This window comes from Micromonospora sp. NPDC005215 (assembly GCF_040607915.1).
GTDB lineage: Bacteria > Actinomycetota > Actinomycetes > Mycobacteriales > Micromonosporaceae > Micromonospora.
The window spans coordinates 1-16768 of sequence record NZ_JBEXHQ010000048.1 but is presented as its reverse complement, the minus strand read 5'-3'; the positions used below and the strand labels follow the sequence as shown (position 1 = coordinate 16768).

General features: G+C 71.7%; 19 protein-coding genes. 4 read left to right on the top strand and 15 right to left on the bottom strand.

The features are described from left to right. Positions 1 to 23: 23 nt before the first annotated feature. Both ABZU25_RS27755 and ABZU25_RS27750 read right to left on the bottom strand, forming a co-directional pair. On the bottom strand, positions 24 to 866 hold the full coding sequence (locus tag ABZU25_RS27755; RefSeq protein ID WP_355032304.1) for a hypothetical protein: 843 nt from the start codon (positions 864 to 866) through the stop codon (positions 24 to 26). Then, positions 863 to 1372, bottom strand: coding sequence for a SigE family RNA polymerase sigma factor (locus ABZU25_RS27750; RefSeq protein WP_355032303.1), 510 nt, complete (start codon positions 1370 to 1372; stop codon positions 863 to 865). The genes ABZU25_RS27755 and ABZU25_RS27750 overlap by 4 nt, the downstream gene beginning before the upstream one ends. 240 nt (positions 1373 to 1612) lie before the next feature. Between ABZU25_RS27750 and ABZU25_RS27745 the strand changes: the two genes are divergently transcribed. Then, positions 1613 to 3754, top strand: coding sequence for a M14 family zinc carboxypeptidase (locus ABZU25_RS27745; RefSeq protein WP_355032302.1), 2142 nt, complete (start codon positions 1613 to 1615; stop codon positions 3752 to 3754). Between the two features lie 190 nt (positions 3755 to 3944). Here ABZU25_RS27745 and ABZU25_RS27740 read toward each other — a convergent pair whose 3' ends face one another. Continuing rightward, the gene (locus ABZU25_RS27740; protein ID WP_355032301.1) at positions 3945 to 4490 is read right to left on the bottom strand and encodes a hypothetical protein; all 546 of its coding nucleotides are present in this window, start codon (positions 4488 to 4490) and stop codon (positions 3945 to 3947) included. Positions 4491 to 4631: 141 nt separating this feature from the next. Between ABZU25_RS27740 and ABZU25_RS27735 the strand changes: the two genes are divergently transcribed. Next, a complete protein-coding gene (locus ABZU25_RS27735; protein ID WP_355032300.1) occupies positions 4632 to 4973 on the top strand; it encodes a hypothetical protein in 342 nt (113 codons plus the stop codon). A 9-nt stretch (positions 4974 to 4982) separates the two neighbouring features. On the opposite strand, the gene ABZU25_RS27730 is transcribed toward ABZU25_RS27735, so the two are convergent. From ABZU25_RS27730 to ABZU25_RS27715, 4 genes are all read right to left on the bottom strand, one after another. Further along, entirely contained in the window at positions 4983 to 5450 is a 468-nt protein-coding gene (locus ABZU25_RS27730) for a ribose-5-phosphate isomerase (RefSeq protein ID WP_355032299.1), read from the bottom strand. Positions 5451 to 5538: 88 nt separating this feature from the next. Continuing rightward, positions 5539 to 6738 carry a DUF1015 family protein gene (locus tag ABZU25_RS27725; RefSeq protein WP_355032298.1) on the bottom strand — a complete coding sequence of 400 codons (1200 nt, stop codon included), beginning with the start codon at positions 6736 to 6738 and terminating at the stop codon, positions 5539 to 5541. 79 nt (positions 6739 to 6817) lie between these two features. Continuing rightward, the gene (locus tag ABZU25_RS27720; protein WP_355032297.1) at positions 6818 to 7477 is read right to left on the bottom strand and encodes a hypothetical protein; all 660 of its coding nucleotides are present in this window, start codon (positions 7475 to 7477) and stop codon (positions 6818 to 6820) included. Between the two features lie 99 nt (positions 7478 to 7576). Then, positions 7577 to 8203 (bottom strand): disulfide bond formation protein DsbA, encoded by a 627-nt coding sequence (locus tag ABZU25_RS27715; protein WP_355032296.1) that lies wholly within the window; start codon positions 8201 to 8203, stop codon positions 7577 to 7579. Between the two features lie 219 nt (positions 8204 to 8422). On the opposite strand from ABZU25_RS27715, the gene pepN reads away from it, so the two are divergent. Further along, complete coding sequence (gene pepN / locus ABZU25_RS27710; protein ID WP_355032295.1) at positions 8423 to 10972, top strand: aminopeptidase N; 2550 nt, start codon at positions 8423 to 8425, stop codon at positions 10970 to 10972. 84 nt (positions 10973 to 11056) lie between these two features. Beyond that, positions 11057 to 11620, top strand: a complete 564-nt coding sequence (locus ABZU25_RS27705) for a Uma2 family endonuclease (RefSeq protein ID WP_355032294.1) — start codon at positions 11057 to 11059, stop codon at positions 11618 to 11620. Between the two features lie 61 nt (positions 11621 to 11681). Here the strand turns inward: ABZU25_RS27705 and ABZU25_RS27700 are convergent, their stop codons facing one another. The 8 genes from ABZU25_RS27700 to ABZU25_RS27665 form a co-directional block, all read right to left on the bottom strand. After that, positions 11682 to 12089 (bottom strand): DUF5130 family protein, encoded by a 408-nt coding sequence (locus ABZU25_RS27700; RefSeq protein WP_355032293.1) that lies wholly within the window; start codon positions 12087 to 12089, stop codon positions 11682 to 11684. After that, on the bottom strand, positions 12076 to 12372 hold the full coding sequence (locus ABZU25_RS27695) for a hypothetical protein (protein ID WP_355032334.1): 297 nt from the start codon (positions 12370 to 12372) through the stop codon (positions 12076 to 12078). Before ABZU25_RS27695 ends, ABZU25_RS27700 begins: the two co-directional genes overlap by 14 nt. A gap of 75 nt (positions 12373 to 12447) precedes the next feature. Next, complete coding sequence (locus ABZU25_RS27690; protein ID WP_355032292.1) at positions 12448 to 13911, bottom strand: amidase; 1464 nt, start codon at positions 13909 to 13911, stop codon at positions 12448 to 12450. A gap of 55 nt (positions 13912 to 13966) precedes the next feature. After that, complete coding sequence (locus tag ABZU25_RS27685; protein WP_355032291.1) at positions 13967 to 14227, bottom strand: PIN domain-containing protein; 261 nt, start codon at positions 14225 to 14227, stop codon at positions 13967 to 13969. Positions 14228 to 14390: 163 nt separating this feature from the next. After that, positions 14391 to 14609, bottom strand: coding sequence for a type II toxin-antitoxin system VapB family antitoxin (locus ABZU25_RS27680; protein WP_347661496.1), 219 nt, complete (start codon positions 14607 to 14609; stop codon positions 14391 to 14393). Between the two features lie 28 nt (positions 14610 to 14637). Next, on the bottom strand, positions 14638 to 15648 hold the full coding sequence (locus tag ABZU25_RS27675; protein WP_355032290.1) for an amidohydrolase family protein: 1011 nt from the start codon (positions 15646 to 15648) through the stop codon (positions 14638 to 14640). Next, the gene (locus ABZU25_RS27670) at positions 15648 to 16172 is read right to left on the bottom strand and encodes a 3-hydroxyanthranilate 3,4-dioxygenase (protein WP_355032289.1); all 525 of its coding nucleotides are present in this window, start codon (positions 16170 to 16172) and stop codon (positions 15648 to 15650) included. Before ABZU25_RS27670 ends, ABZU25_RS27675 begins: the two co-directional genes overlap by 1 nt. Continuing rightward, entirely contained in the window at positions 16169 to 16600 is a 432-nt protein-coding gene (locus ABZU25_RS27665; RefSeq protein ID WP_355032288.1) for a RidA family protein, read from the bottom strand. The genes ABZU25_RS27670 and ABZU25_RS27665 overlap by 4 nt, the downstream gene beginning before the upstream one ends. Between the last annotated feature and the right edge of the window lie 168 nt (positions 16601 to 16768).

Below are 16768 nucleotides of genomic sequence, written 5' to 3'. Positions count from 1 at the left end.
GCCGAAACCCTGGCGGGGACGGATCACCGCAGGTGGAACCGTTCGTCGACAGCGAGGGCGGCCAGCTGCGGCACGGAGAACGGCAACGTGTTCAACGCCGGCCGGGTCTCGTCGAGCTTCGCGCCCTGCGCCACGTAGACCACCACGCCATCCGGGTGCCGGTACGCCGACCACTGGTCGAGCCGGTCGTCGTTGCCCGGTCGGACCACCACGCCGACCTGCGCCGCCCCGACCGTTTCGACCTGGCACTCGCCCTGCATGCCCCAGAAGTCGCGGGCCAGGGCGCACGGCTCGGTCGGCAGCTGGTTGCCGGCATCGTGCACCTCGACGATCACGTGTCCGGTGCGATCACCCTGGGCCACGGCGACCGAGGTCAGGTAGCTCCACCTGTCGACGCCGTCCACCTTGGCCTCGAACTGCGCCTGGTGGGTCCGCAACATCCGCTGGTCGGCGGGCTGGTTCGCCGGGTCCTCCGGCGCGGTGTAGCCGGCGGGCACCACGGAGACCACCTCGTTGAGCAGGTGGACCCCCCGGTCGTACTGGGATCCGGCCCGCGCGGTCCGGTCCTCCTGCGGTTGACCGTCCGGCCCGGTCGGCCACGGCTCCTTGGTGTCTCCCGACGCGTCCGGAGGGGCCAGTGGCCCCTGACCCGCCGGTTGGTAGACGTGGTCGTCCGGAGTGGCGACGACCGCGAAGCCGGTGACCGCCAGCACGACGGCCACCGATCCGAGCGACGCCCACACCGCGCGTCGGCGGAAGTGCGCCCGCCGTGCCGCGACGAGCGTGGCACCCGTACTCAATGGTGGTGGCGGGGTGGCGCTCGCCATCTCCGTGCGCAACGCGTCGCGCAACTCTTGTCCGTTCATCGCTCCCCCATCTCGATCCCGCTGTAGGTGGGTGCCAGGAGGCCGCGCAACGTGTCGAGCCCGCGTGCCGCCTGGCTCTTCACCGTCCCTGGAGAGCAGTCCAGCAGCGCCGCGACGTCCTCGATCGACTGGTCCTCCCAGTAGCGGAGAACCAGCACCGCCCGCTGGCGCGGTGCGACGCGGGCCAGGGCCTGGAGCAGCACCAGCCGACTCTCCGGCGAGTCGGGCGCGATCACCTGTTCGGCGTCCTCGCTCCCCACCCGTTCGCGCCGCCACCAGCCGCGACGCCGCTCGTCGAGGAACGTCCGGACCAGGATCTGCCGGACGTAGCTGTCGAGCACCTCGTGCCGCGAGATCCGGTGCCAGACCCGGTAGAGCTTGACGAACGTGGTCTGCACCAGGTCTTCCGCCCGGTGCCAGTCAGCGCACAGCAGGTACGCCGTGGCGCGCATGGCAGCGGACCGTGCCGCGAAGTACTCGGCGAACGCCTCGTCGCGATCGCTCATTCAGGCCTCCGATCCCCGTTTTGAGATAGTCACGCGGGGTCCGGCCCGGGAGGTTGCTCCGGAACCCGCGTACGTGTCAGAGGGATTAACGCCGCACAGCGACAATCCCGACGCCGGGCAGGCAGCCCAATCCGATTCGGCGTCGCCGGGAAGACGCCGGGCGCGCCGCCTCACCTTGACAGGTGTCGATCTGTGCACTGGTGTAAGGACCAGGTACACCGATGTCCGTCAGGAGGGCACATGATCGTCCGACGACGGTGGACAGCTGCCGCCACCACAGCGATCCTGTTCAGCGCAGTGCTGTCCCACCCAGGCCCGGGAAGCGCGGCACCCGCCGATCCCGCTCCACCGATCACCCTGAGCGCCACCGAAACCGCAGTGGTCCGCGTACAGCTACGCGATCAGGCACAGCTCGACCGGCTGGTCGCCGCCGGCGCGGATCTGGCCAACCGGCCCCGGGCCCGGGACGGGCGGATCCTCGCCGACCTGGTGCTCACCGGCACCCAGCTCGCCGAACTGAGCGCGCAGGGCGCGACCGCCGTGCAGATCGTGCAGCGCGCCGGGGACGGCAGCCGGCACTACGCCGAGAGCGTCCGCGCGGCACAGGCCCGCACCGCGGCCGGACTACGCGCTCCGGCCGCCGGGCAGCGGACCACCGCCTCCGCCGTGGACACCCTCCAGGTCCAGCAGGCGTACTGGTGGACCACGGGTGGGCAGACGTTCCTCCAGGCCCAGGTGGCGACCACCGCCACCGACGACCCGGACGTGGAGATCACCGTCAGTTGGCGAACGGCCGACGGCGCCACCGGGTCCTTCCCGCTGTTCCGGTTCGAGGACTCCGGTGAGTACCAGTACCACTACGCGCTCCCCCAACCCGTGCCGAGTCGGCCGGTGCAGCTGAGCGCCACCTCCAGCCTCGGTGGGGTGAGCCGGGTGATCACCCCGACGCTCTGGCCCAACGCCACACCGCCGCCGCTGCCGGCCGGTTACCAGAAGGACTTCATCGACGCGTACCTGACGCCGATCGACATCCAGGCGCGGATCAAGCGGTTGGCCCGTCAGTATCGGGACCTGGTGGACGTGATCGACCTGCCGAACAAGACCCAGGGGTACCGGCGCAACGCGGTCGCGTACCTGGGGGACCCGGCGGTGGCGGCCGTGGTGGTCGAGTCGGTCCGCTTCGGCGACCAGGGCATGAACGGCGTGCAGGTGCGCACTGTCGACCCGGGCCGGCCCAACCGGCCGCTGACTGTCGGCTACCGCGATCGCGTGCTCACTGTGTCACTGGCCACCGACACCGCCGGCAAGACGGTGAGCAGCACCGACGAGGTCGCCACGGCGATCAACACCCGCCAGCCGAACCGGTTCCGGGCCACCGTCGAGGACGGCTCGGCCGGGCTGCCCATGCCGGTCGCCGGCCCGGCCCGGCTCGACGACGGGTTGCAGGGCAGCGAGGTGCCGGCCCGGCCGTGGACGGTGCAGGCGCTGCGGCTCGGCGTGCACCGGGACGGCTCCCGGGTCGGCGTGCTCGCGTACTCCCAGGAGCACGCCCGGGAGTGGGCCACGCCGCTGGTGACGCTGGAGTTCGCCGAGCGGATGCTGGCGAACTCCCGGACCGACCCCGCCACCCGTGAGCTGCTGGAACAGGTCGACATCTTCGTCATCCCGACGGTCAACCCGGATGGCGCGAACTACTCGTTCAACGACTTCAACATGCAGCGCAAGAACCTGGTCAACCACTGCACCGGACCGGCGCGGGACCCGAAGAACCGCACCTCGTGGGGTGTTGACGTCAACCGCAACTACACCGTCGGGTCCTACTTCGACGGGTACGTGGGCGCCAGCGCCAACTGCCTGTCAGGCACCTACGCGGGCACCGCCGAGCTGTCCGAGGCGGAGAGCAGCAACGTGATCGCGCTGGCCCAGACCCACCCGAACATCAGGTTCGCGATGAACGTGCACTCCTACGGCGGGTACTTCATGTGGCCGCCGGGGGCGTACCGGGCCGACGGCAGGGTCACCCTGCCCCGGCCGTCGATCGACGAGTCGACGCTGTTCCTCGACAGCGCCCGGCGGATCGTCGGTGCCATCGCGCAGGAGCGCGGCACCGTCACCTGGCCGTCGCAGACCGGTCCGGTCGCCGACGTGCTCTACTCGGCGGCCGGCAACTCGGCTGACCAGCTCTACTACGAGCTGGGCATCTTCGCCTGGGACTTCGAGGTCGGCAACGACCGGTGGAACCCGGGGACCGGCGAGTGGGAGGGCGTCGGCTTCCAGCCGCCGTTCGACGAGGCGCACGGCGAGTCGCAGGAGTACGCGGGCGGGCTGGTGGAACTGGTCCGGGTGGCACGCGACCACGCGGCGGCCCAACCCGCCGCCTGATCCTCCCGGCGGTGCCGTGATCGAACGACCCCGAACGGGGTGACAGTCGGACCGGCCGGCCACGGATGAACAGTGGCCGGCCGGGTAAGCAGCAGCCTTGCCTGGTGGGGAGACGACCGGTGTCGCGGCGTGCCGCGACCGGGCGTACGGGCGGGCGGCGTCGAGCCGACCCGCCCGTACGCGGCCACGATCAGTTCGAGGAGATCCAGTTCCAGGCCGAGACGACCCACTCGGTCTGCTGGAGCCACGCCACACCCAGGCCGACGAGGAACACCGCCGTCGCCAGGTGGGCACCTCGGGCGCTGCGCCGCACCCGTCCGAGCTGCCGCTCCCACACCACCCGGCCGACCAACCGGGACAGGGCGAACAGGCCGATCGCCACCAGCAGGCTGAGCACCAACACCAGCAGCGGGCCACTCAGGTCACCCTGGCCGGAGAGCGCCCAGATCCCCCAGCACACGAACGCGAACAGCCCAGCCGCCGCGCTCCACTCACCGCCGCGCCGCAGCTGCGCCATCCGCCAGCCCAGCGGCCGACGCGGGGCCGGCTCACCGGGCCAGCCCGTGCCGGTCGGCTCCTGCTCGACCACCGGGAACGGCTCGGTCCGCGGGCTGCGCGGCTGACCCACCGGAGCCACGCCCCGGCGGAACCCGTCGCGCTGCGGCGGCACCCCGACGCCGGCCTGCGGTGGCACCTCCACGGTCCGCTCCGCCCACGGCTGCGTCTGGTCTGCCATCTCGTCCTCCCCCTGACCGACGGCAACAGCACCGCCTGGATTCCGAGGGTAACCAGCCGGCAAACAGGTCGCCGACCCCGCCCGAGACACGGACCGGCACGACAGTGCCGAATCGCACACCGGGCAGGGTACGGTCGGCTGATGGGTGACCCCGACCGACGACGGCGACGGCTACGCCACCACCCCGACCCGGAGCCGGCCGGTCGGAGCACCGACAGCCCGACGGCCAGCACCACCGGCGCGCACGACGGTGACGATCCGCCCCCGCGCCGCCGGCACTCCGGCGGCGACGAGCGCGACGGCGAGCGAGGGCTGCGCGGGCTTGTCGGCTCCGGTTCGTCCCAGGTGGGGCTCAGCGCCGCGCTACGGGCCCGGGACGCGGCCCGACCCACCGACGACGACCTGGCCGAGGCGGAGGCCCGGGTGGTGGTCGTCCGACGCAACTGGGTGCCCCGCGAGGAGTTGCCCCGCTCGCCGCGCTGACCCGGCCGGTCAGGGCAGCTCGGGCAGCTGTCGGGTCCGCTCGTACTCGGCCACCTGGGTGATCCGACGGGCATGCCGCTCGTTACCGGAGAACGGCGTGTTCAGGAATGCCTCGACGATGCCGGTGGCGTCGTCAAGCGTGTGCTGGCGGGCGCCGATAGCTACCACGTTCGCGTCGTTGTGCTGACGGGCCAGTTGGGCGGTCTCCACGCTCCAGGCCAGCGCGGCGCGGACCCCGGCGACCTTGTTCGCGGCGATCTGCTCACCGTTTCCGGACCCACCGATGACCACACCAAGGCCCGTCTCGTCGGCCACCACATGGTCGCCGGTGTGCAGGCAGAACGTCGGGTAGTCGTCGTCCGGGTCGTAGCCGTGCGGGCCGACGTCGACCACGTCGTACCCCTGTTTGGCCAGGTGGTTGGCCAGGTGCACCTTCAACTCGAAACCGGCGTGATCGGATCCCAGGTAGACGCGCATACCGCGCAGTCTCTCAGGCCGCGCTCTCCGACGCCGCACGGGCGGCGTCGGAGAGCCGGGTTCGTCACACGGTCGGGTGGGCGACCGCTCAGCGTGGCAGTTCCGCGACGACCAGACCGCCGCGCGCCTTCGGGGTGAACCAGGTGCTCTTGCGGGGCATCTTCTCCCGGGCCAGGTTCACCGCGACGAAGTCCGCCACGGTCACCGGCGCGATCAGGATCGCCAGCTCGGCCCGGCCGGCATCGACCTCACCGGTGAGCCAGCTCGCCGGGTAGTCACCGCCGACGTAGGTGATCCGCTTGTCGCCCGGGTCCAGACCGAGCGCGTCGCGCAGCAGCAGCCGCTCGACCAGGGCGTGGTCCAGGTTCTCCAGGTCGCCGGCGGTCGTGGCGGGCAGCCGCACCGCGTACCCCTGGTCGCCGAGGCGGAGATGCACGGTGCCGCCGGCCGCCGGGACCTCGACCGGGCCGTCGATCGGCTCGACCTCCGCGCCCGCCGCGCGCAGCCGGTCGAGCAGCTCGGCCGGCGTGGTGGTCAGCTCGCTGACCAGCCGGTTGTAGGGCTGGATTGCCACCGACGCGGGCGTGGTGACCACGGCCAGAAAGCGCGGCAGCCCGCCGGTCTGCGCGGCCAGGCTGCGGTGGTTACCGTCGGCGACGACCAGCTCCCCACCACCGGCGAGGGCGGTCAGCGTGGTCTGCTCCGGGCCGGGGCCGAGCAGCCAGATGGCATGCGTGCGGCCCGCCTGGTCGGTGTCCGTCGCGGCGGGCGCGCCGGCCGTCTCGGTCGCCGCCGCGAGGGCGGCGTGCAGCTCGTCGCCGCGCCCGGTCTGCAGCAGGAGTACGGGTGAGAGCAGGTGGCCCAGCGCGTCGGCCAACGCCACCCGCTCGCGCACCTTGGCGATGAAGACGTCCTCGTTGCGGATGACCAGGCCCGGCTCGTCGGCCCGGGTGGAGATCTGGTCGGTGTCCACCATCGCGAACAGCCCGTACGCCGACTCCTCGCCGGGCGCGCTGATCCGGTAGAGCACCACCACCTGCTCGGCGGGGGTGTAGCTGCCGTCGGCCTTCGCCTCGGTCAGGCGGGCCACCGCGTCCGGCAGCGCGTCGAGGAACGACTTGCCCAGGCTCTGCGGGGCGCGATGCGGCATTTCGATGCCGAGAGAACTGTGCGGGTTCGCCTCGATGATCGCGGTGATCTCCGCGTCGTCGGCGAACTCGTCGTAGTTTTGCGCGCCGGTGCCACCAGTGGTGACCCACGCCCGGGAGATCGGATGCACGACCGTCATGCCCAGTGACGCTACCGGCGGCGGTGTCGCCGCCGACGGGGACCCGCGCGGGGTCCACCAGATGAAAGTGCCGAGCCGGTCAGCTGGCGCGGTCGGATGCGCCCCGGCGGTGCCTGCCCGCCGCTGCCGGTCCGGCGTTGCCCCGTCGACCGGTCGCGGCCGGCCCGGTGTTCACGGCGCGGCGGGGCGACGCGGGCGGCCCCGGCACCGGACGCTCGGGAGGCGGGGCCGGGACGGGCCGCGGGCTCAGCGGCGGCGTCGGCACCGGACGCGGGGCGGCGGGTGCCGGCGGGGGCGGCGCGGGTTCGGCCGGCGCGGCAGCCGACGGCAGGACCGGGGCCGACGCGACGGCGGCAGCCACCGCCGCGACCGGCGGTAGGGGCTCGAGAGCGGGTGCCACCGGCGGCGCGGGATCGGCCAGCGGTGCCGCCGGCTCGGCCGGGGTCAGCCGGGAGGTCACCGGAACCCGGGCCACGCCGACCACGATGGGCGGGGCGAGCAGATCCACCACGTGGGCGGGTAGGTCGGGGCGGACCGCCGGCCAGCGGGAGTCGTCGACCGACCAGTAGGCCGCGCCGGGAGTCTCGATGACCCCCGGCCGGGTCAGTTGATCGTCACCGGACGCACGGTGCTTGGCCATCGGGAATGCCTCCACGAACTGCGGGGTGCGGCCCTGCGGGTCGCTGCGGCGGACATGCAGGCCAACGACCAGCCAGTCTCCCGGTGACGGGGCCGGCACCGCCGACCCACGACACGCCGAGCGGACGCGGTGCGGAGCGGCGCCGCCCGGAGGGCCGCCCTGCCCACGCCTGGCGTCGACAGGGCAGCCCGCCGCAGCTCAGTCGAAGATCGGGTCCTGCTCACGGGTGCGCTTGAGCTCGTAGAAGCCCGGGGTGCCGGCGACCAGCAGGACGCCGTCCCAGAGCCGGCCGGCGGCCTCCCCCTTCGGGGCCGGGGTGATCACCGGGCCGAAGAACGCGACAGGGCTGCCGTCCGGGCCGGGCGCGTGGACGACCGGAGTGCCGACGTCCTGCCCGACCGGGCGCATGCCGGCCTCGTGGCTGGCCCGCAGCGCCTCGTCGTAGTCGGTGCTCTCGCCGGCCGCCGCCAGCGCCGGGTCCAGACCGGCGTCGGTCAGCGCGGCGACGAAGAGCTCCCGATTCCGCTCCTGCTTGCCGAGGTGGATCCGGGTGCCGAGCGCGGTGTAGAGCGGGCGCAGGGCCTCGTTGCCGTACCGCTGCTCGGCGGCGATGCAGACCCGCACCGGACCCCAGGCGGTACGGAGGAAGGACCGGTAGTCCTCGGGCAGTTCGTCCCGGCCATCGTTGAGCACGGCGAGGCTCATCACGTGAAAACGGATGTCCACGGCACGGACCTGCTCGACCTCGAGCAGCCAGCGGGACGTGATCCACGCCCACGGGCAGGCCGGGTCGAACCACATGTCGGCGGTGACACGATCGGTCACTGTGAGGTCCCTTCGCGACGGGGCGCCGGCAGTCCGGCGTCTCAGGGGAATCTTCACCCCGCAGCACCTCGAGCGGCACCGGAATGAGAGCGTGACCTCAGCCACCGCGGGCTGCCCGTACATGGAAGACTCGGATCGGGCTGGCCGCCACGAGCGGTTGGCGAACGGGCGCCGCCGGGCGTACGGCGAGATGTGGGATGGAGACAAACAGTGCCGGGAGTGCGCAACCTGACGCAGGTCGAGGCGACCGAGCGGGCCCGCCTGCTCAACGTGACGGGGTACGACATCAGTCTGGACCTGTCGAGCGCCGTGCTGGCGGCCGAGGGCCGCACGTTCCGGTCGACGACCGAGGTCCGGTTCCGCTGCGTCGAGCCCGGCGCGAGCACGTTCATCGAGCTGGCCGCCGAGTCGGTGCGGTCCGCGACGCTGAACGGCACGCCTGTCGACCTCTCCGACTGGTCAGCCGAGAAGGGTCTGGTCCTGTCCGGGTTGGACAGCGACAACACCCTGGTGGTCGACGCCGACTTCGGTTACTCCAACAGCGGGCAGGGTCTGCACCGGACGGTCGACCCGGTGGACGGCGAGACGTACCTCTACAGCCAGTTCGAGACGGCCGACGCGCAGCGGGTGTTCGCCTGCTTCGACCAGCCCGACCTGAAGAGCGTCTACACCTGGCACGCCACCGTTGCGGCGCACTGGCGGGCGGTGTCCAACATGCCGGTGCAGCGGGAGGAGCCCGCGGGTGAGGGGCTCAAGACGCTGCACTTCACCGAGTCGCCCCGGATGAGCACCTACATCACGGCGATGTGCGCCGGGCCGTACCACGAGGTGCGCGACAGCCACGACGGCATCGACCTGGGGGCGTTCTGCCGGGCCTCGATGGCGCAGTACCTGGACTCCGACGACCTGTTCCTGATCACCAAGCAGGGCTTCGACTTCTTCCACGAGAAGTTCGGCGTGCGTTACCCGCTGCCGAAGTACGACCAGCTCTGGGTGCCCGACTTCAACGCCGGCGCGATGGAGAATTTCGGCTGCGTGACGCACGCCGAGTCGCACTACCTGTTCCGCTCACAGGTCACCGACTTCGAGTACGAGCAGCGGGCCAACACGATCCTGCACGAGCTGGCCCACATGTGGTTCGGCGACCTGGTCACCATGCGCTGGTGGAACGACCTGTGGCTGAACGAGTCGTTCGCCGAGTGGGCCAGCCACTGGTGCAACACCAACGCCACCCGGTTCACCGAGGCGTGGACGACGTTCCTGTCCATCCGCAAGAACTGGGGCTACCGGCAGGACCAGCTCTCCTCCACCCACCCGGTCTACACCGAGATGCCGGACATGGAGGCCGTCGAGGTCAACTTCGACGGCATCACCTACGCCAAGGGCGCGAGCGTGCTCAAGCAGCTCGTCGCGTACGTGGGCGAAGAGCCGTTCGTGGCCGGGCTGCGGGCCTACTTCGGCAAGCACGCCTGGGGCAACGCCACCTTCGACGACCTGCTCACCGAGCTGGAGGCCGCATCCGGCCGGGAGCTGCGCAAGTTCGCCGCGCAGTGGCTGGAGACCGCGCAGGTCAACACGCTGCGTCCGGAGGTGACCATCGGCGCGGACGGCACGTACGAGCAGGTGGCGGTCCGGCAGGAGGCGCCGGCCGCGTACCCGACGCTGCGGACCCACCGGATCGGCGTGGGCCTGTACGACCTGACCGACGGGCGGCTGGTGCGCCGCGAGCGGCACGAGGTGGACGTGACCGGCGAGCGGACGGACCTCGCCGAGCTGCGCGGCGTCCGGGCCGCCGACGTGCTGCTGCTCAACGACGACGACCTGAGCTACACCAAGCTGCGCCTCGACGAGCGGTCGATGGCGACGGTGGTGCAGCACATCGGTGGCTTCGAGTCGTCGCTGGCGCGGGCACTCTGCTGGACGGCGGCCTGGGACATGATCCGCGACGCCGAGCTGTCGGCCCGCGACTACGTCGCGCTGGCGCTGACCGGGCTGCCCGCGGAGACCGACATCAACCTGGTCACCGCGACCCTGCGACAGGCGACCACCGCGATCACCCTCTACGCCGATCCGGCCTGGGCACCGACCGGTTGGGCCGAGCTGGGCCGTACCGCCCGTGACGCGCTCGCCGCCGCCGAGCCCGGCAGCGGGTTCCAGCTGGCCTGGGCTCGTGCGTTCACCTCGGCGGCCCGCTCCGACGAGGACCTGGCCACGCTGCGCGGCTGGCTGGACGGCGTCGGTGCGCCGGCCGGGTTGACAGTGGACACCGAGCTGCGCTGGTCGGTCCTCGCCGCGCTGGTGGCCAACGGCGCGGCCGGTCCCGCCGAGATCGAGGCGGAACTGGCCGGTGACCGCACCGCCAGCGGCGAACGGGAGGCGGCGTACGCGCACGCGCTGGTGCCAACGGCGGAGAACAAGGCGACCGTCTGGGCGCTGCTCACCGGCCCGGACGCGCTGCCCAACTGGCGGCACCGGGCGCTCCTGCAGGGCCTCGCCCACCCGGCGCAGGTGGACCTGATCGCGCCCTACCGGGAGCGGTACTTCGCGGCGGTCGGCCAGGTGTGGGCCACCCGGGACAGCGAGCCCGCGCAGGAGTTCGCGCAGCTGGCGTACCCGATCTACCTGGTGGAGGACGACACGGTGGCGGCCACCGACGCGTGGCTGGCCGGTGACGGGCATCCCGGCCCGCTGCGCCGGCTGGTCGCCGAGGGCCGCGACGGCGTGGTGCGGGCGCTCAAGGCCCGCACGAAGGACGCTGAGAGCGCCTGAGCAGCGTGTACGCGGCCCGGGGCCGGCGTGGGCGGGAGCCCGCGCCGGCCCCGGACGTTATCGTGATGGAAGGAGGTGGACGTGATGGCACAGCCGACCTACCCGTGGCACCCACCGGAGCGGGGCTGGAGCGAGCAGGATCTATCCGACCTGCCTGAGGACGGGAACCGCTACGAAATCATCGACGGGAGCCTGCACGTGACGCCACCCCCTGGTTACGGGCATCAGGAACTGGCGGATGAGCTACGGGCGGCCCTTCGATCAACGGCGCCGGCCGGATGGCGGGTTATCCGGGAAGCAGGGCTCAGAGCAGTCGAGGGCAACCTCATCCCTGATGTCACGGTGCTGAAGCCGACAGCCCCAAGGGACGGCACCTGGATTGAAGCAGCGGATGTGGCACTTGTTGTCGAGGTGGAGTCACCGGGCAGCCGTCGGCATGACCGGTTCACCAAACCGTCGCTCTACGCTGAGGCCGGCATCCCCGCCTACTGGCGGGTCGAGCGCGGCGACTTCGGCCCCGTCATATACCGCTACGAGCTGGTGAAGGGCGTTCACTACAACCTGCTCGGCACGGTCGGTCCAGACGACCCAGTGCAGATCGACGTGCCGTGGCCGATGCGCCTCGATCCCTCTGCCTGGCCCCGCTGACGCTGACACGAAAAGCCCGGCCCGCCGAAAGGCGGACCGGGCTTCGTCGTACGTGGAGGGCTCAGCCCTTGCCGGCGTGGCTGGCGAGCTGGTCGAGGCCGTTGATGATGCCGCCGGCCAGGTCCCCGCCGCTGAACGCGCCGGCCATGGAGAGCGCGGCCAGTTTGGCGTACGTGTCGGGGATGCGCTTGCGCGCGTAGCGCCCGGTGATGATCTCCAACTGCCGCTGGTTGGGTGACACCGCGATCAGCACCGACTTGTCGGGGTCGGCGAGCTGGCGGTGCAGCCGCTGGGCGTGCTCCCGGATCGGCTCGTCGAGACCGCCGACGAAAACCGAGAAGACCAGGCCGGTGCCCTGGTCGGCCAGGCGCAGCGCCTCGTCGATGCGCAGCAGCTGGCGGGTCGAGAAGGGCCCGTCCAGCACCTCGGGCGGATTTTCCGACCCGGCCTGCTTCTCACCAACGGTCACTTGCGCCTCCGGTTCCACCGGCCGGCGCGTCGACGCTGGCCTGCTCAAGCTTGTGGCTGGTCAGCGCGGGCGCCTGCGCCCCCGCCGTCAGCGCGGTGCCGGCCGAGTCGGCCAGCTGCTCCGGACGGCCCAGGAACCAGACCGGAGTGAAGTCGAAGGGCCGGCCCGGCCGGTAGCGCTTCGCGCCACCGCCACCGCCGGTGGCACCCCCACGGCTACCGGCGTACGACAGGCCGGCGATGACCAGCACCGCGGCCAACGGGATGCCGACGAAGACCAGCAACGTCTCGGTAACAGACAATCCCAACGCCCCCAGGCGGAAGAAGGACGACCTCGAACAACCGGGTCGGATGGACGATCATGATGTCGACCGCCCGACGCCGTCACCATTCACGTTAGCGGAGTCGACGGCCCGCCAGATTGCGGGGTGCCGATCCCACCCGCCACTGGAGTTCTCCAGTTGCGCAGCGGTAGCGATGAGCCGCGCGTCGTCGCCGTACCGGCCGGTGAGCAGCACCCCGACGGGCAGGCCGTCGGTCGTGGCGCCCACCGGCAGGGAGACGGAGGGATCGCCTGTGACGTTGAAGATCGCGCAGTAGGGCGAGAAGCGGCGTTGCCTGTCGAAATCGGCAGCCGGGTCACCATCGGCGGTGAACCAGCCGACGGGTGCCTGCGGGGCCGCGAGGGTGGGGCAGAGCAGCAGGTCGTACCCGGCGGTGCGACGGGCACCGGCACGGACCTGCGCCTGCAACTCCCCGAGGGTGGCGGCCAGGGCGCCGGCGGAGATCTCGGCGCCGCGGGCGCGCAGCAGTCGGGTCAGCGGCAGCAGCTCCGCCTCCCGCTGGGGCGGCACCGGGGCGAGCGCCAGCACGTACCAGAGGATTTCGAACAGTGGCCACGCCGCCGGCCCGAGCGGCGGTGCCACCTCGACCACCTCGTGGCCGGCCGCGGTGAGCAGCGCGGCGGCCCGGTCCACGGCGGCCACGCAGTCGGGGTGCACCGGCTCGTCGGCGAGCATCGGCGTGGTGAACCGGCCGATCCGCAGCGGGCCGGGCGCGGCGTGGCGCGCGACGGCCAGGTAGCCGCCCGGCGGCGCGGTTGGCGACAGGTAGGGCTCGCCGGGGACCGGCACGGCCATGACGTCGAGCAGCGCCGCGACGTCGGTGACGGTCCGCCCGAGCGGGCCGCTGGTGGGCAGGCCGAACGCGCCGGAGCCGAGCGGCCCGCCGGAGACGAGGCCACGGCTGGGCTTGTAACCGACGAGGCCGCAGAGCGACGCCGGGATGCGCAGCGAGCCGCCGCCGTCGGACCCCTGGGCGACCGGGACGAGCCCGGCCGCGACAGCCGCCGCCGCGCCGCCGCTGGACCCGCCCGCGGTGTACGCCAGTTGCCACGGATTGCGGGCCGGCGGCGCGACCCGGCCTTCCGAGTAGAGCGAGCAGCCCAGCTCGGAGGTGGTGGTCTTGCCGAGGCTGACCAGGCCGGCGGCCTTGATGAACCGGACCACGTCGGCGTCGACCGGCGGGACGAAGTCGATGAATGCGGCCGAACCGAAGGTGGTGCGGACCCCGGCGGTGAGCGTCAGGTCCTTGATCGCGGTCGGCACACCGTGCAGCGGGCCGCGCGCCTCGGTCGGCGCGGCGTCGGCGGCGCGGGCGGCCTGCCGGGCGAGGTCCTCGGTGACGGTGACGAACGCGCCCACGATGTCGCCGAGGGCGGCCACCCGGCGTAGGTGGTGCTCGACCAGGTCGACGCTGGACAGCTCACCGCGGGCGATCGCGGCGGCCTGCTCCAACGCGGTCAGATCGTGCGGCTCGGCCATTCCGTCATCCTGCCCGCTGGAAGCCGCCGTCCGCGGGCCGACACGTCGTCGACCGTCAGTCCAACGTGCCTGCGGGGGCCACCCATTCACTGCGGGGGCCGCCGACGTCGCTGATCAGGTCGAAGTCGTGGTCGTAGTGCAGGACGGTCGCGGAGTATTCGGCAGCGGCGGCCGCCACCAGGACATCGACGGGGCTGGCCGCCCGGTGGTGGCCACGAGCTGTCAGCGCCAGTTGCAGGTCATGTGCCCGGGTGGCGACGGCCGGGCTGATCGGAAGGTCGATCATCAGCTCCGCACGGCGTGCGCGCATCGTCATGGCGTCCCGGAAGTTGCGGGCACTTCGCCCGTTTCGAGATCGAGCGGCACGCAGGTCGCGGCGAGCCGTTCCTCGAGGATCGTCGTGATTCGCTTACCTGCGATCGGCTGGTGTCGGCGACTCCATGCCGACGTGTCAATGAGGTAGAGCCCGGCCGGTAGGATCATGCGGCGTCCTGCTCGCCGCGCGGTGTCTTGTCGTCCTCGAGCAGACCGGTCCAGTCCTGGTCGACCGAGAGTAGTTCCCGGATGGCCTGCGCACGCTCACTCCGCTCGGCGACCAGGCGTAGCGCGGCATGGATGGTGTCCTTCTTGCTCTTGGTGCCCAGCTCGCGGCGGGCCCGGTCGAGCAGTTCATCGTCAAGATCGATAACGGTCTTCATGTGTGGTGTATATCCGGGAAGGCAATCGTTATATACCCGACTCGCCGAGGAAGCGCAGCGCGTTGCGAGAAAGCAGCTTGTCACGCTGGGTGTCGGTGAGGAAGTCGGCGTCGCGAACGACCGCGCCGGCCGGGCGTTCACCAAGCGGGTACGGGTAGTCGCTGCCGACCAGCACCCGGTCCTCCCCCATCGTGTCGACAAGCAGCCGCAGCGCGGGCGGCGCGAACACCACCGAGTCGACGCTGAACCGGTCGACGTAACTGCTGGGCGGTGCGGCGGACGCGCCACGGACCAGGTCGCCCCGGCGGTGCCAGGCGTTGTCGGCGCGGCCGAGCCAGAACGGGAAGCTGCCGCCACCGTGCGCGAAGCAGATCCGCAACGTCTCGGGTACCCGGTCGAAGACGCCACCCAGGATCATCGCCAGCACCGACAGGTGTGTCTCGGCGGGCATCCCGGTGAGCCACCGGGCCATCCAGCGGTCCAGGCGCGGACCGCCCGGCATGTCCCACGGGTGGACGAAGACAGGCGCGCCCACCTCGGCGCAGTGCTGGAGGAAGGTGACCACCCCCGCGTCGTCCAGGTCCCGGTCGCCGACGTGGTTGCCGATCTCCACGCCCACGTGTCCGGCGGCCAGGCTGCGATCCAGCTCGGCGCACGCGGCGTCCGGGTCCTGGAGGGGCACCTGGCAGAACGGCACCAGTCGGTCGCCACCGGCCGCGGTGACCTCAAGGGTCAGGTCGTTGAAGATCCGGGCGACCTTCACCGCCTGGTCGGCCGGACGGTCGTAGCTGAAGAAGACCGGCGTCGGCGACACCACCTGCACGTCCACGCCGTCGTCGTCCATGTCGGTCAGCCGGCGCGCCGCGTCCCAGCACTCGGCGCCGACCGGGCGGAACTCCGTCTCGCCCACCATGATCATGGCGGCGCGCTCGGAGTCGACGCGCAACCAGGGCCAACCGGACCCGCCGCACGCCGCGCCGAGGTCCGGCCACCCCTTCGGTACGACGTGCGTGTGCACGTCGACCACGCCTGCGGGCATCAGCCTCTGCCCGGGTGCAGGGTGCCGCAGTTGGCGCAGGTACGGGCGGCCTCGTCGGCGTAGAACGCCTGGAAGACCGGCGGCAGGTCGGCCGCGATGTCGCGGACCTGCAACTCCACCTCGTACACCTTGTGCCCGCACTCGGGGCAGTACCACTGGAAGGTCTCCAGGGTGCCCTCCTCGCGGACCCGCTCCACGACCATGCCGATCGAGCCAGCCTCCGGCCGCTGCGGCGAGTGCGGGGTGTTACGCGGCAGCATCCACATCTGACCCTCGCGCACGTGCACCGTACGCGGCCCCTCCGGGGTCATCAGGTTGATGTGCATGTTGCCCTTGACCTGGTAGAAGAACTCCTCGTACGGGTCCACGTGGAAGTCGGTGCGCTGGTTGGGCCCGCCCACCACCATCACGATGAAGTCGTCCCCGCCCGGGAACATCTCCCGGTTGCCCACCGGCGGCTTCAACAGGTGCTGGTTGTCCGCGATCCATCCCGGGAAACTGAACGGCTCGGCGATCTCACTCACAACTGACCTCCGGAGGACAGAATGGCCACGGCCTGGATCTCGATGAGCAGGTGCGGGTGCGGCAACTGGTGCACGGCCACAGTGGTGCGGGTCGGACCGGACGCGTCGAAGAACTCCGCCCACACCTCGTTGTAGCCACCGAAGTCGTTCATGTTGACCAGGTACGACGTCACCTGGACGAGGTCGGTGAGGTCCGCGCCGACCGAGCGCAGCAGGTCCCGCACGTTCTCGATGACCGCCCGGGTCTGCACCCGGATGTCGAGGTTCGTCGTACCGAACTCGTCGACCGACACGCCCGCGAAGCTGTTGTCCGGCCGCCGGGACGACGTACCGGAGACGAAGACGAACCCACCCGCGACCTTGACGTGCGGAAAAGCCCCCCGCGGCGTGGCCTTTCCGGCGACAACCCGAGCGCCATCGACACTCATGACCCACCACCCGACACGCAGACGCGGACCGCGACAAGGCAGGGTTTCCGGGCAGCCCGCCCGGCGGAGGGATCAAGCCTGACCGCCCGGAGCCGGGCGGGGCCGGCGATTGCAGCAGATTGTGCGGCGTGGGACTGGGTCACCGATCCGGTTGCGGCGGGCGATGGT